The organism is Microbacterium sp. P26, assembly GCF_023712585.1.
GTDB lineage: Bacteria > Actinomycetota > Actinomycetes > Actinomycetales > Microbacteriaceae > Microbacterium > Microbacterium algihabitans_A.
In genome coordinates this window covers 1-473 of record NZ_JAMAXZ010000021.1, presented here as the reverse complement: position 1 = coordinate 473, position 473 = coordinate 1, and the positions used below count along the sequence as shown (strand labels likewise).

1 protein-coding gene is annotated in these 473 nt (G+C 52.6%); it reads right to left on the bottom strand.

Annotation, left to right across the window (positions count from 1 at the left end):
• Nucleotides 1–234: 234 nt before the first annotated feature.
• Nucleotides 235–473, bottom strand: a 239-nt coding sequence (locus tag M3667_RS16565) for an SDR family NAD(P)-dependent oxidoreductase (RefSeq protein ID WP_251509622.1), incomplete at its 5' end; no start/stop codon positions are given.

The following is a 473-nucleotide window of genomic DNA, read 5'->3' as shown; positions in this document are numbered from 1 at the left end:
GAAAAGAATTTCATAGGTACTGCGGATACCGGCTCCTCATCGTGTATAACCCCTTTCTCTCTGGCCGTTTTGTCCTGTCAGGATGTCGTCAGAACCCGGCATAACACCCTGTGCCGGGAACACAAAAGGCACGGATGAACAGGTCGTGAATATTCTTAGTGAAGCCTGCTGATGACATGTCTGGCGACAAAAAAATGCCGCCCTTAAGGGGCGGCTTATGCCAGCGTCACGGGGTTATCGTCTGACCGCCATGATGCCCGCATCGACATCCCAGATAGCGCCCGTCACCCATGAGGTTTTGTCAGACAACAGGAAGAGAATAGTGTTTGCCACATCTTCGGCAGTTCCGACGCGTCCCAGCGGGTGGAAATCGTTCAGCGACTTCATAGCATCTGCGATATCCGCTTTGTCCATGAAGCCTTCGTATATCGGCGTATGAACAATCCCGGGAGACACCGCGTTGACACGAATAC